The following is a 21,090-nucleotide window of genomic DNA, read 5'->3' as shown; positions in this document are numbered from 1 at the left end:
CGCAGCGTCCAATGAGGCGTTCCCACGCAAAGCGTGGGAACGATCTTTTGACAGCGCAGCAATTCAACAGGTTAGAATCCCTGGCACGCAGACTGCATGGTCAGTTTGCGCCCTGTCTTTCCCTGCTCTGGAGTACTGCCTTTGAATGCGACGACCATCAACAGCCTGTTCTTGATCGGCGCGTTGCTGGTGAGTGCGAGCATTCTGGTGAGTTCTCTGTCGTCGCGCCTGGGCATCCCGATCCTGGTGATCATCCTGGCCGTGGGCATGATCGCCGGCGTCGATGGCGGCGGCATCATCTTCGATAACTACCCGACCGCCTACCTGGTGGGCAACCTGGCGCTGGCCGTGATCCTGCTCGACGGCGGTTTGCGCACGCGGGTGGCGAGTTTCCGCGTGGCACTCTGGCCTGCGTTGTCCCTGGCCACGGTGGGCGTGTTGATCACCACCGGCCTCACTGGCATGGCCGCGGCCTGGCTGTTCGACCTCAACATCGTGCAGGGCTTGCTGATCGGCGCCATCGTCGGCTCCACCGACGCCGCAGCCGTGTTCTCGCTGCTGGGCGGCAAGGGCCTGAACGAACGGGTGACCGCCAGCCTGGAAATCGAATCCGGCAGCAACGACCCGATGGCGGTGTTCCTCACCGTGACCTTGATCGACATGCTCGCCAGCGGCCAGACCGGCCTGCATTGGAGCCTGCTGACCCACCTGATCCGCGAGTTCGGTATCGGCGGCCTGGTCGGCCTGGGCGGCGGCTGGCTGATGCTGCAGATGGTCAACCGCATCAACCTGGCCACCGGCCTGTACCCGATCCTGGTGATCGCCGGCGGCCTGTTCGTCTTTGCGCTGACCAACGCCTTGCACGGCAGCGGCTTTCTCGCCGTGTACCTGTGCGGCCTGGTGATCGGCAACCGTCCGGTGCGCAGCCGTCATGGCATCCTGCATATGCTCGACGGCATGGCCTGGCTGGCGCAGATCGGCATGTTCCTGGTGCTGGGCCTGCTGGTCACGCCCCATGACTTGCTGCCGATCGCCCTGCCGGCGCTGGGCCTGGCACTGTGGATGATCCTGTTTGCACGGCCGCTGTCGGTGATGGTCGGCCTGTTGCCCTTCAAGGCGTTCCACGGCCGGGAAAAAGCCTTTATCGCCTGGGTCGGCCTGCGCGGCGCGGTGCCGATCATCCTCGCGGTGTTCCCGCTGATGGCCGGCCTGCCCCATGCCCAGCTGTACTTCAACCTGGCGTTCTTTATCGTGCTGGTGTCGCTGCTGGTGCAGGGCACCAGCCTGCCGTGGGTGGCCAAGTTGCTGAAAGTCACCGTACCGCCAGACCCGGCGCCGATTTCTCGCGCGGCCCTGGAAGTGCACGTCACCAGCGAGTGGGAGCTGTTCGTCTACCGCCTGGGCGCGGAAAAGTGGTGCATCGGCGCCGCCCTGCGCGAGTTGAAAATGCCCGAGGGTACGCGGATCGCGGCGCTGTTCCGTGGCCAGCAACTGCTCCACCCGTCGGGTAGTACGGTGCTGGAAGTCGATGATTTGCTCTGCGTCATCGGCCATGAACACAACCTGCCGGCCTTGGGCAAACTGTTCAGCCAGGCCCCACAACGCGGCCTCGACCTGCGCTTCTTCGGCGACTTCGTACTCGAAGGCGACGCCCAACTCGGCGCGGTGTCGGCCTTGTACGGGCTCAAGCTCGAGGGTATCGACCCGGACATGCCGTTGAGCCGCTTCATCACCCAGAAAGTCGGCGGCGCGCCGGTGGTGGGCGACCAGGTGGAGTGGAACAACACCATCTGGACCGTCGCGGTCATGGACGGGAACAAGATTGGCAAAGTCGGCGTCAGATTCCCCGAAGGAAGTCGCCCGGGCCCCGGTCTCTTCCTCTAAACTGCGGGGCCACAACGCCCCGATTCTTCATCTAGCTCGACCGGTCTCTATGCCAACCCTGCGCACTTTTCTCGCCACTGCCCTGCTGGGCCTGACTCTTTGTGTTGGCACCGTTCACGCGGCCGACCCACCCAGCGCCGACGCCGTCCAGCAAACCCTGGACAAACTGCCCGACCGCAAGCTGCCCGACGCCGACATGAAGGCGTTGCAGAGCATCCTGCAACAGACCCTGACGTTCCTGGCTAACAAGCAAGAGTACGAGCAGCGCCTGGCAGACCTGAAGCGCCAGCTGGAAGATGCCCCGCGCCAGACGACGGACAACCAGCGCGAACTGACTCGGCTCAAGGCCACCAAAATCATCCCGGTGGCCCAACGCTACGCCAGCCTGCCCGTGCCGCAGCTTGAACAATTGCTGGTGCAACGCACCACCCAGCAAGGTGATTTGCAAAAAGAACTGGCCGACGCCAATAGCCTGACCATCGCCGCCCAAACCCGCCCCGAGCGCGCCCAGACCGAGATCAGCAGCAGCCAGACGCGCATCCAGCAGATCAATGCGACCCTCAAGACCGGCAAAGACAACGGCAAAGCCCTCAGCGCCGACCAGCGCAACCAGCTCAACGCCGAACTCGCCGCCCTGAATGCGCTGATCCCCCTGCGCCGCCAGGAACTGGCCGGCAACAGCCAGTTGCAAGACCTGGGCAACAGCCAGCACGACCTGATCCAGGAAAAAACCGCGCGCCTGGAGCAGGAAATCCAGGACCTGCAAACCCTGATCAACCAGAAACGCCTGGCCCAGTCCCAGCAGACGGTGACCCAACAGTCCATCGAAGCACAGAAAGCCGGCGGCAGCAGCTTGCTGGCCACGGAAAGCGCGGCCAACCTGAAGCTCTCCGACTACTTGCTCAAGAGCACCGACCGCCTCAACGACCTGACCCAGAAAAACCTGCAGACCAAGCAGCAACTGGACACCGTCACCCAAAGCGATTCAGCGCTGGACGAGCAGATCAACGTGCTCAAGGGCAGCCTGCTGCTGTCCAAGATCCTCTACAAACAGAAGCAGGCGCTGCCACGCCTGACCGTCGACCGTGACCTGGCCGACGACATCGCCAACATTCGCCTGTACCAGTTCGAGGTCAACCAGCAGCGCGAGCTGATCAGCTCGCCCAGCGCGTATGTGGATAACCTGCTGGCCAACCAACCGCCGGACGAGGTCACCCCGCAATTGCGTCGCACCCTGCTGGAACTGGCAATTACGCGCAGCGACCTGCTGGAGCGCCTGAGCCGTGAATTGAGCGCACTGCTCAACGAATCCATCACCCTGCAACTGAACCAGAAACAACTGCTGAGCACCGCCACCACCCTGCGCGCCACGCTCGATGAGCAGATGTTCTGGATCCCGAGCAACAAGCCGCTGGACACCGAGTGGCTGGAAACCGTACCGGCGCACCTGAGCAAGCAAATCACCACCCTGCCCTGGGCCTCCAGCGTCAGCGAACTGTATGACGGCCTGACCCAGCGCCCGTGGCTGTTCCTGCCGCTGCTGCTGTTGATCGGCGCGCTGCTGTGGCGGCGCAAGGCGCTGTATCAGCGCCTCAACAAAGTTCACCTGGACATCGGTCACTTCAAGCGCGACAGCCAGTGGCACACGCCCCAGGCGATCCTGATCAATATCCTGCTGGCGATGCCGGTGTCCCTGGGCCTGGCGCTGTGCGGCTATGCGTTGCAGATCGACGCCCGTGGGCAAAACGCCAACCTGGGCTCGGCTTTGTTGCAGATCGCCCAGGCGTGGCTGGTGTTCTACACCGCTTACCGCATCCTGGCGCCCGGCGGTGTGGCCGAGCTGCACTTTCGCTGGGAAAAGCCCCAGGTGGAATTCCTGCAAGGCTGGGTACGCAAGCTCGGGCTGGTGGTACTGGCCCTGGTGGCCGTGGTGGCAATCGCCGAGCACCAACCGGCGGCGCTCGCCGAAGATGTGCTGGGCATCGCCGTGGTCCTCACCTGCTATGCCTTAATGGCGTGGTTGCTCAGTCGCCTGCTGCTGAACAGCCCCACCCATGAAAAAGCTTCGCTGTTTCGCAAGACGATCGGGCTGGTCTTCACCGCACTGCCCGTCGCATTGTTTATTGCCGTGTGCTTTGGCTACTACTACACCGCACTGAAACTCAGCGACCGCTTGATCAACACCCTGTACCTGCTGATGTTCTGGCTGGTAATCGAAGCCACCTTCGTGCGCTGGCTGAGCGTTGCCGCCCGACGCCTGGCCTATGCGCGCGCCCTGGCCAAACGCCAGGCCGCCAAGGAAGCCGGTGAAGGCGAAGCGGTGGTGGAAGAGCCCACCCTGGACATCGAAAAGGTCAACGAGCAATCCTTGCGCCTGATCCGCCTGGCCTTGCTCGGGGGCTTTATCGCAGCCCTGTACTGGGTCTGGTCGGACCTGATCTCGGTATTTTCCTACCTCGATAACGTCACGCTGTACGAATACACCAGCGGCACCGGCTCGAATATCAGCATGGTGCCGATCAGCATCGGCGACATGCTCGGCGCGCTGATCATCATCGGTATCACCTTCGCCCTGGCACGCAACCTGCCCGGTCTACTCGAAGTATTGGTGCTGTCCAAACTGGAGCTCGCACAAGGCAGCGCCTATGCCACCACGACGCTGCTGTCCTATGTGATTGCCGGCGTAGGTTTTGTCTCCACCTTGTCCACCCTGGGCGTGAGCTGGGACAAGTTGCAATGGTTGGTGGCCGCGCTGTCGGTCGGCCTGGGCTTCGGCATGCAGGAAATCTTCGCCAACTTCATCTCCGGCATCATGATCCTGTTCGAACGCCCCGTGCGCATCGGCGACACCATCACCATCGGCAACCTGTCGGGCACGGTGAGCAAGATCCGCATTCGCGCCACCACCATCACCGATTTCGACAACAAGGACATCATTGTCCCGAACAAGACCTTCATTACCGGGCAACTGATCAACTGGTCGCTGACCGACACCATCACCCGGGTCACCTTGAAACTGGGCGTGGACTACGGCTCCGACCTGGATCTGGTGAAGGAATTGTTACTCAAGGCCGCCAAGGAAAACCCACGGGTACTCAAAGAGCCCGAGCCCCACGTGTATTTCCTCAACTTCGGCGAAAGCACCCTCGACCACGAGCTGCGCATGCATGTGCGCGACCTGGGCGACCGCAACCCTGTGCTGGACGAGGTCAACCGCTTTATCAACCGTGAGTTCAAGAAACAGCACATCAACATCTCGTTCAGGCAGATGGAGGTGTACCTGAAAAACATGCAAGGCCACGAATACAAACTGGTTCCGGTGGAAGACGAGCACAAGACCATCGTCGCGCCCGAGCAGGACACTCCCGAGCCGCCCGCCGGAAAGGTCGCGGACGCGCCTGAACCACCGCCGAGCAAACTCGACTAACGAATTACCCCCAGCAAAACGCTGGGGGCATCCTGCTGGAGATGGCCGGTGAAAGCCCTCGACGAACTGACCTTCGACAACCGCTTCGCACGCCTGGGCGACGCGTTCTCAACCCACGTGCTGCCCGAGCCCCTGGACGAGCCGCGCCTGGTGGTGGCGAGCGACGCCGCCATGGCCCTGCTCGATCTCGACCCGACCACGGCCGAAACGCCCGTGTTTGCCGAACTGTTCGGCGGCCACAAGCTGTGGGCCGAAGCTGAACCGCGGGCGATGGTCTATTCCGGGCACCAGTTCGGCGGCTACACCCCGCAACTGGGTGATGGCCGAGGGCTGCTGCTGGGCGAGGTGTATAACCAGGCCGGTGAGCATTGGGACCTGCACCTCAAGGGCGCAGGCATGACGCCCTACTCGCGCATGGGCGACGGGCGTGCGGTATTGCGCTCCTCGATCCGTGAGTTCCTCGCCTCCGAAGCGCTCCATGCTTTGGGCATTCCCAGCAGCCGCGCCTTGTGCGTGATCGGCTCCAGCACGCCGGTGTGGCGTGAGAAGCAGGAACGCGGGGCGATGGTGTTGCGCCTGGCACCCAGCCATATCCGCTTCGGGCATTTCGAATATTTCTATTACACCAAGCAGCCCGAACAGCAGGCCGAGCTGGCTGAACACGTCTTGAACCTGCATTACCCCGAGTGCCGGGAACAGCCTGAGCCGTATCTTGCGATGTTCCGTGAAATCGTCGAGCGCAATGCCGAGATGATCGCCAAATGGCAGGCCTATGGCTTCTGCCATGGCGTGATGAACACCGACAATATGTCGATCCTGGGCATCACCTTCGACTTCGGGCCGTTTGCGTTTCTGGATGACTTCGATGCGCACTTCATCTGCAACCATTCCGATCATGAGGGGCGTTATTCCTTCAGCAATCAGGTGCCGATCGGGCAGTGGAACCTCAGCGCGCTGGCCCAGGCGCTGACGCCGTTTATCAGCGTTGACGCCCTCAAAGAAGCCCTTGGCCTGTACCTGCCGGTGTATCAAGCGCACTACCTGGACCTGATGCGTCGCCGGCTGGGGCTGACGACCGCCGAAGACGACGACCAGCAGCTGGTGGAACGCTTGCTCAAGCTGATGCAGAACAGCGGCGTGGACTACACGCTGTTTTTCCGACGTCTTGGCGATGAGCCGGCAGCCTTGGCAGTCACGCGGCTACGCGATGACTTTGTCGACCTGGCCGGTTTCGATGCCTGGGCCGACCTGTACAAGGCCCGTGTTGCCCGGGACGGGGACGACAGCGAGGCAAAGCGCCGTGAACGCATGCATGCCGTGAACCCGCTGTACATCCTGCGCAATTACCTCGCCCAAAGCGCTATCGCCGCTGCCGAGTCAGGCGATTACAGCGAAGTGCGACGGCTGCATGAGGTGCTGACCAAGCCGTTTGAAGAACAAGCGGGGATGGAGCAGTACGCACAACGGCCGCCGGATTGGGGCAAGCATCTGGAGATCAGTTGTTCGTCTTGAGCCTTTAGATAAAGGTCTCCACGGAGACCCCGAAGCGCTCGGCCAACCACCGAATTTGGCGCACGTTAAGCTGGCGTTTTCCGCTCAATATCTCAGAGACGACTGATTGCGCCCCAACCCCCGGAAGGTCGCTCTGAGTGAGATTGTGCTCGCGCATCATGTAGCGCAGCACATCAACACCGCTGGCCACTGGCATTGGACGATGTTCACGGTCGTAGGCTTCGATCCAGTCGCTGAAAATATCGACTAGGCTCATCAGCGGACTGTCTTCGTCATCGCCCACCAGGCTCAACAGCTCATCCAAACCGCAGACCAGTGCGTCGTAGTCTGCCTCGTTTTGCGGCTTGCGCAGCACAGGCGCAACGTATTCCCAATGCTTTGCCGCTACTCGCATAAGCGCGCTCATCTGATTTTTTCCTTCCATTTGTCTTTCTCATAATCGCGATGGTCAAGCAGATGCTTGATGTAAACGCGTTGCGCCCGATACTGCACCGACGCAATCAGCCTCAGCTTGTTACCGCCAATATCAAACACATGAAATTCGCCCACCTTGTCGGTCGCGGGAAACATGGCTTTCATTGCAGCGAAGTCTCCGGGGTTGTTGCGCTTGATGACGCGGTACCACTGATCCAGAGCCGTTGCTGAACGCGGCCATTTTTCCTTGGCTTCCCAGATCCTTTTTTCACTGATCACTCGCATGCAACGTCCTTATCGCATCTTGCTATGGAGGTTAAGCCTGAATCCGGACTATCGCAATTTGCTATAACCAAAAACAGACCGGTGGCGCACACCAAAAAGCCTAGACAGACGACTCACCGCAGCGCGGGCAAAACTGTGAGCGAATGAGTCTCTGCACCCAGCCTTGATAAATCTCAGCCTCGGCACCAGATACAACCTATTGGCCAGTCCCCAGGAGCCTCCGATGTCTGAACCTCTCGTAATCCCTTGCCCACATTGCAACGGCCTCAACCGCATCCCCGGCGAACGCCTGGGTGATGCTCCAAAATGCGGGCGCTGCAAGCAGCCGGTTTTACTGAACAAACCTTTTGAATTGAAACAGGGCGACTACGCCAGCCAGATCAAGGGCGACCTGCCGTTGCTGGTGGATGTGTGGGCGGAGTGGTGCGGGCCGTGCAAGTCGTTTGCGCCGGTATTTGGACAGGCCGCCGGGCAGTTGGAAGGCAAGTGCCGGCTGGCCAAGCTGGACAGCGAGGCCAATCAGCAGTTGTCGGCGCAGCTGGGGATTCGCTCGATTCCCAGTTTGATTCTGTTCAAGAATGGCCGCGAAATAGCGCGCCAGAGTGGGGCCTTTCCGTTGCCGCAATTGATGAGTTGGTTGCGCAGCCAAGGCGTGTAACCGGCCCATCAGAACAACATCAAACCATGTGGGAGGGGGCTTGCCCCGATAGCAGTGGATCAGTTGCCAAGTGCAGGACTGACACACCGCCATCGGGAGCAAGCCCCCTCCCACATTTTGACCGCGTTTCAGCCTTGGACCAGTGGGGCTTGGCGGTCCATCATTTGGCTGACCAGCATGACGCCAAGCTCACTCAATTGATGGATAGCCAAGGCCACGTCGCGGTGTTCGCCGGTGAGGTCGTTGGACAGGTTGAGTAATAAGGTGCGGACTGAGGCGAAGGTTTCGTAGCTGTTGAGCACGAGGGTTTCGGTGGATAGGTTGGGTACCACATTGAAAAGACTGATAGACATGCATTTGTTCCCTGATAGGGCCGCTACCGCTCCGCTACTAAACGAAGGGTGGCAGCTGTACGCAGGTTAGTAGACCGGGGAACAAAGCAAAGACCGGCGCACCCGAAGGTGCCCTACATACAGCCACCATCAGATAGGCGGTAAACGCCATGCTGTTGGAGCGGTACAAATGCTTTGGTCGTTAGGGCTACTAAACCCGATCACTGAACATTCAGCGACCGGCAAACCTTAGAGACGCCCATCCAGACGCACAAGCCGGCGGATTCTGGCGTAGCTGTAGGCAAGGTTACAAGGCACAAGCCCTATTGCCAGACCTGTCCTACAGCCTCTGTGGGACAAATCCAAACTTCAGTTGGAATGCACACTAAATGTGGGAGGGGGCTTGCCCCCGATGGCGGTGGGTCAGCTACAGATAACCTGGCTGGCACACCGCTATCGGGAGCAAGCCCCCTCCCACATTGGATCTATGCAGCCCTTAAGATCAGGCGCTTTCCAGCAGGTTATGCAGTTCCACAAACTGCAGCGTCAGCTTATGCCGTGGGTCCAGATGAATCAGCGGCTTGCTCTCCTGATGCGACTCGCGCATGCGCACCGAACTGACCAGGTACACCGGCAGCACCGGCAGCCCTTCGGCAATCAATTCGTCGAGGATCTGCTGCGGCAGGCTCGCCCGGGCCTGGAACTGGTTGACCACAATGCCTTCGACTTCCAGGCCTTCGTTGTGGTCTTCCTTCAATTCTTCGATTTCAGCCAACAGGCCATACAAGGCCTGGCGCGAGAAGCTGTCGCAATCAAAGGGAATCAGCACACGATCAGCGGCAATCAGCGCCGACACCGCATAGAAATTCAACGCCGGTGGCGTATCCAGGTAAATGCGGTCGTAATCCTCGCTCAACTCATCCAACAGCTTTCGCAGCTTGTTGATCTTGTGCTTGGCCTCAAGCTTGGGCTGCAGGTCTGCCAGTTCCGGGGTGGCGGTGATGACGTGCAGGTTGTCGAACGGCGTTTCGTAGATATCCACCTTGTTTTTCTTCGAAAACGGCCCGGAAGACAGGGTTTGCTTGAAAAAGTCGGCGATCCCCATGGGGATATCGTCGCCGGTCAGCCCCGTAAGGTACTGGGTGGAGTTGGCCTGTGCATCGAGGTCCACCAACAGGGTTCGGTAACCTTCGCTGGCGCTGACCGCCGCCAGGTTGCAGGCGATGCTGGACTTGCCCACGCCGCCTTTCTGATTGAACACCACGCGCCGCATGGGAAAACCTCCGTGTATCAATGAATGACCGAGTGTAGAGCGCAAAAGCGCCGGTTAGCTACCTCGTTCATCCATACGCTGTGTCTGGCCCACGAATGAATGGGAACGCTCCGACAATCCAGTTCGGCCCTCTATCGCGCACAATTTGTGAATCCGTCCAATTTATTTGTGATCCGTCGTGAACAAATTTTTACCAATATTTGCTAGAAGCCCACGGCACCGGGATAATGCGCGCCATTCGGCCATTGCCCTCTGTCCCGGAATCCGGGGCCATTGGCCGCACATGGAAGCCCGCAGGGGCGGGATAACTTCTCAGTGATCAACTTCAACATCGCCCAATGGCGCGCCTGGGCCCCTGGCCTGGAGCGTGCGGACGACTGGCAGGCCTGGTGCCGGGACCCGGTGTTGCTGCCCGCCAGCGATGCCTCCCCGGATGTGTCATTTTTGCCAGCCATGCAGCGCCGACGCTTGAGCCGTCTGGCGCGCATGGCATTCAGTGTGGGCTGGCCGCTGGCCGAAGGCCGTGAAGCGCTGCCGCTGGTGTTTGTTTCGCGCCACGGCGAGACCCCGCGCACCCTCGACATCCTCAGTGACCTGGCCAACGAGCAGCCGCTGTCGCCGACCCAGTTCAGCCTGTCGGTGCACAATGCGGTGATTGGCCTGTGGTCAATCCTGCGCAATGAAACCAGCGAAATGACCGCCCTCGCCGCCGCTGGCGATGGCCTCGAACACGGCCTGCTCGAAGCCGCCGCGTTGCTCAACGAAGGCGCCCCGGCGGTATTGCTGGTGATTACCGAGGAACAACCGCCCGAGGCGTATGCCAGCTGGATCGCCGACGTGCCCTTCCCCTACGCGCTCGGTCTTTTGCTCACGCCCGGCGACGAGTGGCAACTGGAACTAAACAGCAGCGCTGTCCAACTCACTCAAACCCAGTGGCCCCACGCCCTAAACCTGCTGCGCACCCTGCTGACCGAACAGGGCGCCTGCCAACATGCCTGGAAGAACCGAGTATGGAACTGGCGACGCAAATCCTGACCGACAAACCACGGCAGGCCTATTACTGGCGCCTGTTCGCCACAGCCACCAGCTTCTTTATGTTCGGTGTCGGCGGGCTGTGCCTGCGCTTGCTGGTATTCCCGCTGCTCAGTTGTCTGCCGGGCGACGCCAGGCAGCATCAACGACGCGCACGTCACACCATCAGTTGCCTGTTCTGGTTTTTTATCCGGATGATGAAGTTTCTGGGCATCCTCACCTACAGCGTCGAGGGTGCGGACAAACTCGGCCGCCCCGGCCAGATGATCGTCGCCAACCACCCGTCGCTGATTGACGTCGTGTTCCTGATCGGCCTGATGCGTCAGACCAATTGTGTGGTCAAGCAGAGCCTGTTTCAGAACCCGTTCACCCGCGGCCCGGTGCGCGATGCCGGCTATATCAGTAACGACGGCAGCGCCGACATGCTGGACGCGGCCGCCGACGCCCTGCGCGCAGGCCAGACCCTGATCATCTTTCCCGAAGGCACCCGCACCACACCCGGCGCGCCACCTGCCTTTCATCGCGGCGGCGCGGCCATTGCGCTGCGCGGTGCGACAATCATCACCCCGGTGGTGATCAAGGTCAGCCCCACCACCCTGACCAAGGCCGAGCCCTGGTATCGCATTCCCAGATGCCGATTCCACTTCAGTTTGCGCGTGGGTGCCGATATAGAACCACAGGCGTTCGCCGCACTGGGCCCCGCGCCCCAGGCGTCACGCAAGCTCAACGATTACCTGCATCACTATTTCATTAAGGAGCTCGCCGAAGATGAGCGACCAACACCGCCTTGAGCACGAGATAAAGACGCTGATCATCGAGGCCCTGGGCCTGGAGGACATCAGTGCCGACGACATCGGCAGCGACCAGACGCTGTTCGGCGAAGGCCTGGGCCTGGATTCGGTCGACGCCCTGGAACTGGGCCTGGCCATCCAGAAAACGTACGGCATCAAGATCGACGCCGACGCCAAGGACACGCGCAATCACTTCACCAACGTGGCCAGCCTTGCGGCATTCGTCACGGCCAGACAGGCAGCTTGAGACCGGACCATGCAAACTCGTGACGATATTTTCAACACCCTGCGCGACGCCTTGGTGGAACTGTTTGAACTGGAACCTGAACGCGTCACCCTCGATGCCAACCTGTACCAGGACCTGGAAATCGACAGCATCGATGCGGTGGACCTGATCGACCATATCAAGCGCCAGACCGGCAAGAAGATCGCCGCCGAAGAATTCAAGGCGGTGCGCACCGTGAATGACGTGGTTGAGGCGGTGTACCGTCTGGTCCAGCCCGCCGCATGAGCCGGCTGATCGGCCTTGGCCTGTTGCTGGCGGGGCTGCTGTACCCCTTTGCGGTGTATTACGGCACCGAGCATTTTGCGCCATGGCAATTCGGCCTGCTGCTGGGCAGCCTGTGGCTGCTGCGCGCGCTCACCGCTGCACGCCGCCCCGGCAGTCGCTGGATGGCGGTGGTGGTGATTGTGTTTTGCCTGGCGCTGGCCTGGTTCGATAACCCGCAGTGGCTGCGCTGGTACCCCAGCCTGGTCAGCGCGTTCATGCTGGCACTGTTCGGCCTGAGCCTTAAATACGGGCCGCCGATGGTCGAGCGCCTGGCGCGCATGAGCGACCCGCAGTTGCCGCCGCATGCGATTGTGTATACGCGCCGGGTCACCGTCGTGTGGAGTGTGTTTTTCCTGGGTAATGGCCTGCTCGCCGCCGCCCTCACCCTGTGGGCGCCGCTGAGCTGGTGGACGTTGTACAACGGCTTGATCGCCTACGGGCTGATGGGGCTGTTGTTTGCCGTGGAATGGCTGGTACGACAAAGGGTTCGAGGCCGCGTATGAAAGGTTTGAAACTTGAGCATCTGCTGCTCGAGCCGCAGGAACACCGCCAGGTCACCCTTGAGCCTGCGCTGAATCATGCACAACTGGTGGAACAATCCCTGCGCCTGGCGGCAGGCCTGCAAGCGCGTGGCATACAGCGCCTGGCGGTGCACCTGGAAGACGCGGGCGTGCTGGCGATTGCCCTGCTCGGCGCCTGGCGTGCCGGGGTCAGCGTGCTGCTGCCGGCCGACCTGCAACCCCAGACCCGTCAACGCTGGGCCGCCGCCGTGGATGCCTGGCTGACGCAGGCATCGGACCTGGAGGCGCTGTATCACACGCCACTTAGCCCAGCCGCACTCGACCTGGATAGCTGCCAACTGAGCCTGTGCACCTCCGGCTCCAGCGGTGAACCCAAACGCATCGACAAGTCGCTGCGCCAGCTGGCCAATGAGGTCCAGGCGCTGGAAGCGCTGTGGGGCGTCGACCTGAAAGACGCCTGCATCATCGGCAGCGTCGCCACCCAACATATCTACGGGTTGCTGTTCCGCGTGCTGTGGCCGCTGTGCGCCGGTCGCACGTTTGTGCGCAGGCAACTGGCATTCCCCGAGGACCTGCAGCGCGCCAGTCGCGAGCATCCGCACTTCGCCTGGGTGGCCAGCCCGGCGCTGCTCAAACGCATGGGCGATAACCTCGACTGGCCGGCGCTGAGCCAGGTTTCACGGATGTTTTCCTCCGGCGGTGCCTTGCCTGTCGAGGCCGCCGCCAGCCTCTACGACCGCTTGCAGCAATGGCCGACGGAAATCCTCGGCAGCTCGGAAACCGGCGGTATCGCCTGGCGCCAGGGTGCCCAGCCGTGGCAGCCGTTTACCGATGTACAACTGAGCCAGGATGCCGACGGTGCCCTGCGCATTGCCTCGCCTTACTTGCCCGAGGGGCATATCGAACAGACCGCCGACGCCGCGCGCATCCATGCCGATGGCCGTTTTGAGCTGCTCGGGCGCCTGGACCGCATCGTCAAGCTGGAAGAAAAACGCATCGCCTTGCCGATGCTCGAACAGGCCTTGATGAACCATCCATGGGTTGCCGACACCCGTCTGGGCGTGGTGCAGGAAAATCGCGCCTCACTCGGCGCCCTGGTGGTGCTGAGTGCCGAAGGCCTGCATGCCCTGCGCAACCAGGGCCGGCGCACGGTGACCCAAACCCTGCGCCAGCACCTGAGCCAGCATTGCGAAGCCCTGGCCTTGCCCCGCCGCTGGCGTTTGCTGCGCCAATTGCCGCTCAACAGCCAGGGCAAGCTGCCCCAGGCCGATACCGAGGCGCTGTTGCTGGCGCCGCGCCCCAAGGCGCCGGAGGTGCTGGCGCAGGTCGAAACCGACGGCGAATGGACGTTGCAACTGAGCGTTCCGCCGGACCTGGCCTATTTCAGCGGGCATTTCCCGGTGACGCCGGTGCTGCCGGGGGTGGTGCAGGTGGAATGGGCCATCAACCTGGGCCAGCAATTGCTCGACCTGCCGGCGACGTTCGCCGGTATGGAAGTGCTCAAGTTCCAGCAACTGGTGCGCCCCGGCGATCACATCGAATTGCACCTGCGCTTTGACCGCGAACGCAGCAAGTTGTACTTCGCCTACCGCAATGGCGTCGCCGCCTGCTCCAGTGGCCGGATAGTGCTGGAGCCTGCCAAGTGAATAGGCTTTTGTGGCGAGGGAGCTTGCTCCCGCTGGAGTGCGCAGCACTCCCGACTCACGCACCGCCATTTGCCAAGATGAATTCGTTCGCCTGCATTGGGGCTGCTTCGCAGCCCAGCGGGAGCAAGCTCCCTCGCCACAAGATGAGCGACAACCTTGAGAAGGTCCACCATGCATAACCCCTGCGCCCTGATCCCGGTCTACAACCACGAAGCCGCCGTGCCCGCCGTGGTCCACAGCCTGCTGGACAGCGGCCTGCCCTGCCTGTTGGTGGACGACGGCAGCAGCGCGGCCTGCGCGGCGGTGCTCGCGCAATTGGCGCTGCTGGAGAATGTCACCCTGCTGACCCTGCCGAGCAACCAGGGCAAGGGCGGCGCGGTCATGGCGGGCTTTCGCGAAGCCGCGCGACTGGGTTACACCCATGCCCTGCAGGTGGACGCCGACGGCCAGCATGACCTGCGCGAAGTCGAGATCTTTATCGACACGTCCCGCCGGCACCCCGACGCCGTCATCTGCGGCTACCCCGAATACGACGACAGCGTGCCCAAAGGCCGCCTCTACGCACGCTACCTGACCCACGTGTGGGTGTGGATCAACACCCTGTCGCTGCAGATTCGCGACTCGATGTGCGGCTTTCGCGTGTACCCGCTGGCCCCCACGCTGGCGCTGATGGACTCGGCCTACATCGGCACGCACATGGATTTCGACTCGGACATCCTCGTGCGCCTGGCCTGGCGCAACCAGCCCATGCGCTGGTTGCCGACCCAGGTGCATTACCCCGCCGACGGCCTGTCGCACTTCCGCCTGTTCCGCGACAACCTGCGCATCAGCGCCATGCACGCGCGGCTGTTCTTCGGCATGCTGGTACGCGCGCCGGCCATCTTGTGGCGCCGGTGGCAGGCATGAGCGACAGCGGCAAACACTGGGCCGATCGCGAGGAGCGCGGCAGCTTCTGGTTGATGAAACTCACGGCGATCGCGGCAAAAGTCCTCGGCCGGCGCCTGTTGAGCCCGTTGCTCTACAGCATTGTGTTGTACTTTTTCCTGTTCGGCCGCACCGCGCGCCAGAGCGCCTGGCACTACCAGCGGCGCCTGGCGCAGTGGAGCGGGCGTGATGACCTGCTGCCGAGCCACAGGACGGTCTTTGCCCAGTTCATGGCCTTCGCCGACTCACTGCTCGACAAGCTGGACGTGTGGAACGGCAAGCTGCGCCTGGAGCAGATCGACATCAACGACCCGGCGCAATTACGCGGCCAATTGCGAGGCGAGCGCGGGCAGATGCTGGTGGGCGCGCACCTGGGCAACCTGGAAGTGTGCCGCGCCCTGGCGGAAATCGGCGAACGCGTCACCATGAATGTGCTGGTGCACACCAAGCATGCCGAGCGTTTCAATCGCCTGCTGGGCGAAGCGGGCGCGACCCATTTGCGCCTGATCCAGGTCAGCGAGCTGGACCCGGCCACCATGCTGCTGCTCAGCCAGCGCCTGGACGACGGCGAATGGCTGGCGATTGCCGGCGACCGCATCCCGCTGCACGGCGGGCGCACGGTGCGCGTGGATTTCCTCGGGCATGCAGCCGCGTTCCCCCAAGGCCCGTGGCTGCTGGCCGGCCTGCTCAAATGCCCGGTCAACCTGCTGATGTGCCTCAAGCACCAGGGCCGCTATCGCCTGACCATCGAGCCCTTCGCGCAATCGATTGAATGGAAGCGCAGCACCCGCGAGCAGGTCATCGCCCTGTGGACCGCCCGCTACGCCGCGCGCCTGGGCGAGTTCTGCCTGCAGGCGCCTCAACAGTGGTTCAACTTTTACCCTTTCTGGAAGACCGATGACGACGCCTCTTGAGTCGATCACCTTTGGCGAACGCCCCCTGCGCATCGAAGACGTACTGGCCCTGGCCAACCGTCAGGTGCCTACCTGCTTGCAGAACGATGCCGCGTATCGCCAGCGCATCGCCAAGGGCGCACAGTTTCTTGACTCGCTGCTGGACAAGGAAGGCGTGATCTACGGCGTGACCACCGGTTACGGCGACTCGTGCGTGGTCGCGGTGCCGTTGCACCATGTCGAAGCGCTGCCGCGTCATCTCTACACCTTCCACGGTTGCGGCCTGGGCAAATTGCTCGACGCCCAAGCCACCCGCGCCGTGCTGGCGGCGCGCTTGCAGTCGCTGTGCCATGGCGTGTCGGGCGTGCGCGTGGAACTGCTGGAGCGCCTGCAGGGTTTCCTCGAACACGATGTGCTGCCGCTGATTCCAGAAGAAGGCTCCGTGGGCGCCAGCGGCGACTTGACGCCGCTGTCGTATGTGGCGGCGACCTTGTCCGGCGAGCGTGAAGTGCTGTTTCGTGGCGAACGGCGCCAAGCCGCCGACGTGCACCGCGAACTGGGCTGGGAGCCGCTGGTACTGCGGCCCAAGGAAGCCCTGGCGTTGATGAACGGCACGGCGGTGATGACGGGTATTGCCTGCCTGGCCTTCGCCCGCGCCGACTACCTGCTGCACCTGGCCACGCGCATCACTGCGCTCAATGTGGTGGCGCTGCAAGGCAACCCGGAACACTTCGATGAACGCCTGTTCGCCGCCAAGCCCCACCCCGGGCAAATGCAAGTCGCCGCCTGGCTGCGCCAGGACCTGGCTATCGATGCACCGACTGCACCGCTGCACCGCCTGCAGGATCGCTATTCGCTGCGCTGCGCGCCCCATGTGCTCGGCGTGCTGGCCGACAGCCTGAATTGGTTGCGCTCGTTTATCGAAATCGAGCTGAACAGCGCCAATGACAACCCGATCATCGATGCCGAAGCCGAACGCGTGCTGCACGGCGGGCACTTCTACGGCGGGCACATCGCCTTTGCCATGGACAGCCTCAAGACCCTGGTGGCCAACGTCGCCGACCTGCTCGACCGCCAACTGGCACTGCTGGTGGACGTGCGTTACAACCACGGCCTGCCGAGCAACCTGTCGGGCGCGCCGGCCGACCGCGCAATGATCAACCATGGCTTCAAGGCCGTGCAGATCGGCACCAGCGCCTGGACCGCCGAAGCGCTGAAAAACACCATGCCGGCCAGCGTGTTTTCGCGCTCTACCGAGTGCCATAACCAGGACAAAGTGAGCATGGGCACCATCGCCGCCCGCGATGCGATCCGCGTGCTGGAGTTGACCGAACAGGTCGCCGCCGCCACCTTGCTCGCCGCCAACCAAGGGGTATGGCTGCGCGCCCAGGCCGACGATGCCCGGCCGTTGCCACCGGCGCTGGCGGCGATGCATGACGCGCTGGCCAAGGATTTCCCGCCGGTCATTGAAGACCGCGCCCTGGAAGGCGAACTGCGCCTGTGCCTGCAACGTATTGCCGCGCAACACTGGAGGCTGCATGCGTAGTCCCGGCGTATTGCACAGCGACACTGAAATCCTCGTGCCGTTTTTCGATATCGACTCGATGAACGTGGTGTGGCACGGGCATTACGTGAAATACCTGGAAGTGGCGCGCTGCGCGCTGCTGGACAAAATCGGCCACAACTACATCGCGATGCTCGAAGCCGGCTACGCCTGGCCGATCATCGACATGCAACTGCGCTATGTGCGCGGCGCGACCTTCGGCCAAACCCTCAACGTGCGCGCCAGTTTGGTGGAGTGGGAGAACCGCTTGAAGGTGAATTACCTGATCACCGACCTCGCCAGCGGCGAACGCCTGACCCGCGCCAGCACCGTGCAAGTGGCGGTAGAGATCGCCAGCCGCGAGATGCAACTCGCTTCCCCCAAAATATTCACCGACGCCGTAGAAAGGGCCTTGAAATGAGATCCCCTGTAGGAGCGAGCTTGCTCGCGAAGACCTCCAACGATAACGCGCAGCACCTGACACCCCGCAGGGCCCTCAGGTTTTTCGCGAGCAAGCTCGCTCCTACAGTGTCCGCGTTGTTACTGAGCTTCAGCGCCCACGCCTTCGACCTGCAACAGCTCAGCGATCAACTGGCCAAACCCCGCGTGATCCACGGCAACTTCATCCAGGAAAAACACCTGCGCGCCCTGCCCCAGCCGCTGGTCAGCAAAGGCACCTTCGTGCTGGCCAAGGACTACGGCTTGCTGTGGCTGTTGAAGACCCCGCTGCAACAGGACTACCGCATCAGCGCCCAGGGCATCGCCCGGCGTGACGCCAACGGCTGGCAATTGCTGCCCAACAAGAGCGCCGGCGCCGAGCAGAACCGTCTGTTCCTCGCGGTGCTGCAGGGCGACAGCAGCGGCTTGCAACGTGACTTCGAACTGCAACTGCAAGGGCAAGCCCAGCAATGGAAGCTGACACTGATCCCGCGTTCGCTGCTGCTCAAGCAAGTCTTCACCCAGATCAATATCGACGGCGGCGAGCTAGTCAATACCATTGAGCTGCTGGAAACCCAGGGCGACAGCACCCTGCTGCGCATGCAGGACAGCAACGCCAACCAACCATTGAGCATTGCCGAGCAACATGACTTTGCCCAGTGAGCGCCTGCTGCCGCGCCTGTTCCTGACCCTGCTGGTGGCCGTATTGGCCCTGGCCGGCTGGCAGTGGCGCCAGGGTGCGCCGCTGTCGGCCAACTTGATGGAGCTGGTGCCCGGCAGTGCGCCGGATGCGCTGGAACTCAAAGCCGAACAACGCATGCAGGAGCCGCTGAACCGCGAGATGCTGGTGCTGGTGGGGCATGCCGACCGCCAACGAGCGCTGGCCGTGGCGCAGCAACTGGCCGAGCGCTGGCAAGCCAGCGGCCTGTTTGAAAAGGTGCAATGGAACCTGCAAGCCGACTTGCCGGCGCTGCGCGAACAGCTGCTGCGCGGTCGCCTGGCGATGCTGGCGGCCAAGGACCGCGAGCAACTGATCGAACAGCCTGAGGCCTTCATCCAGCAGCGTGTGCAGTCGCTGTTCGACCCCTTCACCGGCTTCAGCCTGGTGCCGAGCCAGGACGACTGGCTGGGCCTGACCGGGCGCATCCAGAACAGCCAGCCACAACACGGGGCGGTACAGCTGGATATCGGCAGCGGCGCGCTGATCGCCGATGCCGACGGCAAAAGCTGGGTGCTGCTGCGGGCGCGCACCACCGGCAATGCGTTCGATATGAAACTGCCGCTGCAAGTGGCCGATCTGCTCCAGGCCAGCCGCGCCGAGGCCGACCAGCAAGGTGTGCAACTGCTCGCCGCCAGCGGCTTGCTTTATGCGGCCAATGGGCAGCAGCAAGCCACGCGGGAAATCACCTGGGTCGGCGGCGGCGCAACCGTGGGCATCCTGCTGTTGCTGCTGCTGGCGTTCCGGCGCTGGCGAGTGCTGCTGGCGTTCGTGCCGGTCGTGGTCGGCATGCTGTTTGGCGCCGTGGCCTGTGTGGCGCTGTTCGGCCATATGCATGTGATGACCCTGGTGCTGGGCTCGAGCCTGATCGGCGTGGCGGTGGATTACCCGCTGCACTACCTGTCCAAAAGCTGGAGCCTGCAACCCTGGCGCAGTTGGCCGGCATTACGCCTGACCCTGCCAGGGCTGAGCCTGAGCCTGGCCACCAGTTGCATCGGCTATCTGGCCCTGGCCTGGACGCCGTTCCCGGCGCTGACACAAATCGCGGTGTTCTCCGCAGCCGGCCTGGTCGGCGCCTATCTATCGGCCGTGTGCCTGTTGCCCGCGCTGCTCAGCGGTGTGGAACTGCGCCCGGCGCAATGGCCGCTGCGCATCGCCGAACGCTTGTGGCAATGGCGGGCGGCATTGATCAAGCGCGTACCAGGCTCGGTGCTGCTGGTGTGGGTGCTGTTGTTCTGCGCCGGTGGCCTGTGGCAGTTGAACACTAAAAACGATATCCGCCAGTGGATCGGCGCACCACCGCAATTGCTGCAGGAAGCCCAGGCCGTGGCGCGCATCACCGGGTTCCAGCCCACCAGCCAGTTCTTTCTGGTGCGCGCCGAGACTCAGCAGCAGTTACTCGAACGCCAAGCGGCGCTGGGCCAGCGCCTGGATCAACTGGTGAACATGGACAAGCTGCAGGGTTACCTGGCGCTGAATCAACTGGTCAACCTGCCCGCCGAGCAGCAGCAACTGCGCGCGGCGCTGGATACACTCGCGCAGCATTGGCAACCGCTGCTGGACCTCGGCGTGCCCGCCGCCGCGCTGCAGGCCGAGGTCGCGCAGTTGCAGGCGCTGCCCACCGAAGACATCGACGCCGCGCTCAAAGGCCCGCTGGCCGAGCCATGGCGTACGCTGTGGCTGGGCCCGGTAGACGGCGGCGTGGCGGCGATGGTCAGCCTGCAAGGCCTGAACAACCCGGCCTTGCTGCGGGTGCAGGCCGTGGATTTGCCCGGCGTGCAACTGGTGGATCGCCTGGGTGACTTGAACCGCGTGTTTGCCGATACCCAAATCAGCGCCGCCGAGTTGAAGTTGCTGTCCTGTGTGCTGATCGTGGTGCTGTTGATGCTGCCCTTCGGCTTCATCGGCGCGTTGCGCATCGTCGCGCTGCCGTTGCTGGCGGCGCTGTGCAGCCTGGCCAGCCTCGGTTGGCTGGGCCAGCCGCTGACGCTGTTCAGCCTGTTCGGCCTGCTGCTGGTCACGGCCATCAGCGTCGATTATGCGATCCTGATGCGCGAGCAGATCGGCGGTGCTGCCGTGAGCCTGCTGGGAACCTTACTGGCCGCGCTGACCACTTGGTTATCGTTCGGCCTGCTGGCCGTCTCCAGTACCCCGGCAGTGAGCAATTTCGGCCTGTCGGTCAGCCTCGGCCTGGCATTCAGCTTTATGCTGGCGCCCTGGGCCGGGCAACAGAAACACGCCTTATGAAT

At 62.6% G+C, this 21,090-nt stretch carries 20 protein-coding genes; 16 read left to right on the top strand and 4 right to left on the bottom strand.

From position 1 onward, the window contains the following. Positions 1-141 precede the first annotated feature (141 nt). The 3 genes from C4J87_RS02290 to selO are packed head-to-tail and all read left to right on the top strand — an operon-like array spanning position 142 to position 6,823. Positions 142-1,884, top strand: coding sequence for a potassium/proton antiporter (locus C4J87_RS02290; protein ID WP_124365567.1), 1,743 nt, complete (start codon positions 142-144; stop codon positions 1,882-1,884). A 49-nt stretch (positions 1,885-1,933) separates the two neighbouring features. After that, a complete protein-coding gene (mscK, locus tag C4J87_RS02285) occupies positions 1,934-5,311 on the top strand; it encodes a mechanosensitive channel MscK (RefSeq protein ID WP_124365566.1) in 3,378 nt (1,125 codons plus the stop codon). Positions 5,312-5,359: 48 nt separating this feature from the next. Beyond that, complete coding sequence (selO, locus tag C4J87_RS02280; protein WP_124365565.1) at positions 5,360-6,823, top strand: protein adenylyltransferase SelO; 1,464 nt, start codon at positions 5,360-5,362, stop codon at positions 6,821-6,823. A 4-nt stretch (positions 6,824-6,827) separates the two neighbouring features. Here the strand turns inward: selO and C4J87_RS02275 are convergent, their stop codons facing one another. Then, positions 6,828-7,229, bottom strand: coding sequence for a type II toxin-antitoxin system HigA family antitoxin (locus tag C4J87_RS02275; protein WP_124365564.1), 402 nt, complete (start codon positions 7,227-7,229; stop codon positions 6,828-6,830). Continuing rightward, entirely contained in the window at positions 7,226-7,522 is a 297-nt protein-coding gene (locus C4J87_RS02270) for a type II toxin-antitoxin system HigB family toxin (RefSeq protein WP_124365563.1), read from the bottom strand. Before C4J87_RS02270 ends, C4J87_RS02275 begins: the two co-directional genes overlap by 4 nt. 223 nt (positions 7,523-7,745) lie before the next feature. Here C4J87_RS02270 and trxC point away from each other — a divergent pair, with 223 nt between their 5' ends. Next, positions 7,746-8,180: a thioredoxin TrxC gene (gene trxC, locus C4J87_RS02265; RefSeq protein WP_124365562.1), complete on the top strand. Its 435-nt coding sequence runs from the start codon at positions 7,746-7,748 to the stop codon at positions 8,178-8,180. A 128-nt stretch (positions 8,181-8,308) separates the two neighbouring features. Here trxC and C4J87_RS02260 read toward each other — a convergent pair whose 3' ends face one another. Together C4J87_RS02260 and C4J87_RS02255 are read right to left on the bottom strand one after the other, a co-directional pair. Next, complete coding sequence (locus C4J87_RS02260; protein ID WP_124365561.1) at positions 8,309-8,533, bottom strand: DUF6124 family protein; 225 nt, start codon at positions 8,531-8,533, stop codon at positions 8,309-8,311. Between the two features lie 481 nt (positions 8,534-9,014). Further along, positions 9,015-9,785, bottom strand: a complete 771-nt coding sequence (locus C4J87_RS02255; RefSeq protein ID WP_124365560.1) for a ParA family protein — start codon at positions 9,783-9,785, stop codon at positions 9,015-9,017. A 315-nt stretch (positions 9,786-10,100) separates the two neighbouring features. On the opposite strand from C4J87_RS02255, the gene C4J87_RS02250 reads away from it, so the two are divergent. The 12 genes from C4J87_RS02250 (at position 10,101) to C4J87_RS02195 (ending at position 21,088) form a co-directional block, all read left to right on the top strand. Then, positions 10,101-10,820 (top strand): beta-ketoacyl synthase chain length factor, encoded by a 720-nt coding sequence (locus C4J87_RS02250; RefSeq protein ID WP_124365559.1) that lies wholly within the window; start codon positions 10,101-10,103, stop codon positions 10,818-10,820. Beyond that, on the top strand, positions 10,796-11,608 hold the full coding sequence (locus tag C4J87_RS02245; RefSeq protein WP_124365558.1) for a 1-acyl-sn-glycerol-3-phosphate acyltransferase: 813 nt from the start codon (positions 10,796-10,798) through the stop codon (positions 11,606-11,608). Before C4J87_RS02250 ends, C4J87_RS02245 begins: the two co-directional genes overlap by 25 nt. After that, positions 11,586-11,855, top strand: coding sequence for a phosphopantetheine-binding protein (locus C4J87_RS02240; RefSeq protein WP_124365557.1), 270 nt, complete (start codon positions 11,586-11,588; stop codon positions 11,853-11,855). The genes C4J87_RS02245 and C4J87_RS02240 overlap by 23 nt, the downstream gene beginning before the upstream one ends. Before the next feature lie 9 nt (positions 11,856-11,864). Continuing rightward, entirely contained in the window at positions 11,865-12,119 is a 255-nt protein-coding gene (locus tag C4J87_RS02235) for an acyl carrier protein (RefSeq protein ID WP_003209389.1), read from the top strand. After that, positions 12,116-12,661 carry a hypothetical protein gene (locus C4J87_RS02230; protein ID WP_124365556.1) on the top strand — a complete coding sequence of 182 codons (546 nt, stop codon included), beginning with the start codon at positions 12,116-12,118 and terminating at the stop codon, positions 12,659-12,661. The genes C4J87_RS02235 and C4J87_RS02230 overlap by 4 nt, the downstream gene beginning before the upstream one ends. Next, positions 12,658-14,325, top strand: coding sequence for an acyl-CoA synthetase family protein (locus tag C4J87_RS02225; protein WP_124365555.1), 1,668 nt, complete (start codon positions 12,658-12,660; stop codon positions 14,323-14,325). The genes C4J87_RS02230 and C4J87_RS02225 overlap by 4 nt, the downstream gene beginning before the upstream one ends. Before the next feature lie 171 nt (positions 14,326-14,496). Further along, entirely contained in the window at positions 14,497-15,231 is a 735-nt protein-coding gene (locus tag C4J87_RS02220) for a glycosyltransferase family 2 protein (RefSeq protein WP_124365554.1), read from the top strand. Next, entirely contained in the window at positions 15,228-16,163 is a 936-nt protein-coding gene (locus C4J87_RS02215; protein WP_124365553.1) for a glycosyl transferase, read from the top strand. The genes C4J87_RS02220 and C4J87_RS02215 overlap by 4 nt, the downstream gene beginning before the upstream one ends. Continuing rightward, positions 16,147-17,688 carry a histidine ammonia-lyase gene (gene hutH / locus C4J87_RS02210; protein WP_124365552.1) on the top strand — a complete coding sequence of 514 codons (1,542 nt, stop codon included), beginning with the start codon at positions 16,147-16,149 and terminating at the stop codon, positions 17,686-17,688. The genes C4J87_RS02215 and hutH overlap by 17 nt, the downstream gene beginning before the upstream one ends. After that, positions 17,681-18,106 (top strand): thioesterase family protein, encoded by a 426-nt coding sequence (locus tag C4J87_RS02205; RefSeq protein ID WP_124365551.1) that lies wholly within the window; start codon positions 17,681-17,683, stop codon positions 18,104-18,106. The genes hutH and C4J87_RS02205 overlap by 8 nt, the downstream gene beginning before the upstream one ends. Continuing rightward, positions 18,103-18,786 carry an outer membrane lipoprotein carrier protein LolA gene (locus tag C4J87_RS02200; protein WP_124365550.1) on the top strand — a complete coding sequence of 228 codons (684 nt, stop codon included), beginning with the start codon at positions 18,103-18,105 and terminating at the stop codon, positions 18,784-18,786. The genes C4J87_RS02205 and C4J87_RS02200 overlap by 4 nt, the downstream gene beginning before the upstream one ends. Beyond that, complete coding sequence (locus C4J87_RS02195; RefSeq protein ID WP_124365549.1) at positions 18,770-21,088, top strand: MMPL family transporter; 2,319 nt, start codon at positions 18,770-18,772, stop codon at positions 21,086-21,088. The genes C4J87_RS02200 and C4J87_RS02195 overlap by 17 nt, the downstream gene beginning before the upstream one ends. Positions 21,089-21,090: the final 2 nt, after the last annotated feature.

It is taken from the genome of Pseudomonas sp. R1-43-08, assembly GCF_003852255.1.
Classification (GTDB): Bacteria; Pseudomonadota; Gammaproteobacteria; order Pseudomonadales; family Pseudomonadaceae; genus Aquipseudomonas.
This window is presented reverse-complemented; position numbering and strand designations above follow the sequence as displayed.

Bases quoted from the DNA above. Each gene is read 5' to 3' on its own strand.
- mscK (WP_124365566.1), top strand. From the start codon at position 1,934: ATGCCAACCCTGCGCACTTTTCTCGCCACTGCCCTGCTGGGCCTGACT.
- C4J87_RS02275 (WP_124365564.1), bottom strand. From the start codon at position 7,229: ATGAGCGCGCTTATGCGAGTAGCGGCAAAGCATTGGGAATACGTTGCG.
- C4J87_RS02270 (WP_124365563.1), bottom strand. From the start codon at position 7,522: ATGCGAGTGATCAGTGAAAAAAGGATCTGGGAAGCCAAGGAAAAATGG.
- trxC (WP_124365562.1), top strand. From the start codon at position 7,746: ATGTCTGAACCTCTCGTAATCCCTTGCCCACATTGCAACGGCCTCAAC.
- C4J87_RS02260 (WP_124365561.1), bottom strand. From the start codon at position 8,533: ATGTCTATCAGTCTTTTCAATGTGGTACCCAACCTATCCACCGAAACC.
- C4J87_RS02255 (WP_124365560.1), bottom strand. From the start codon at position 9,785: ATGCGGCGCGTGGTGTTCAATCAGAAAGGCGGCGTGGGCAAGTCCAGC.
- C4J87_RS02245 (WP_124365558.1), top strand. From the start codon at position 10,796: ATGGAACTGGCGACGCAAATCCTGACCGACAAACCACGGCAGGCCTAT.
- C4J87_RS02240 (WP_124365557.1), top strand. From the start codon at position 11,586: ATGAGCGACCAACACCGCCTTGAGCACGAGATAAAGACGCTGATCATC.
- C4J87_RS02235 (WP_003209389.1), top strand. From the start codon at position 11,865: ATGCAAACTCGTGACGATATTTTCAACACCCTGCGCGACGCCTTGGTG.
- C4J87_RS02230 (WP_124365556.1), top strand. From the start codon at position 12,116: ATGAGCCGGCTGATCGGCCTTGGCCTGTTGCTGGCGGGGCTGCTGTAC.
- C4J87_RS02225 (WP_124365555.1), top strand. From the start codon at position 12,658: ATGAAAGGTTTGAAACTTGAGCATCTGCTGCTCGAGCCGCAGGAACAC.
- C4J87_RS02220 (WP_124365554.1), top strand. From the start codon at position 14,497: ATGCATAACCCCTGCGCCCTGATCCCGGTCTACAACCACGAAGCCGCC.
- C4J87_RS02215 (WP_124365553.1), top strand. From the start codon at position 15,228: ATGAGCGACAGCGGCAAACACTGGGCCGATCGCGAGGAGCGCGGCAGC.
- hutH (WP_124365552.1), top strand. From the start codon at position 16,147: ATGACGACGCCTCTTGAGTCGATCACCTTTGGCGAACGCCCCCTGCGC.
- C4J87_RS02205 (WP_124365551.1), top strand. From the start codon at position 17,681: ATGCGTAGTCCCGGCGTATTGCACAGCGACACTGAAATCCTCGTGCCG.
- C4J87_RS02200 (WP_124365550.1), top strand. From the start codon at position 18,103: ATGAGATCCCCTGTAGGAGCGAGCTTGCTCGCGAAGACCTCCAACGAT.
- C4J87_RS02195 (WP_124365549.1), top strand. From the start codon at position 18,770: ATGACTTTGCCCAGTGAGCGCCTGCTGCCGCGCCTGTTCCTGACCCTG.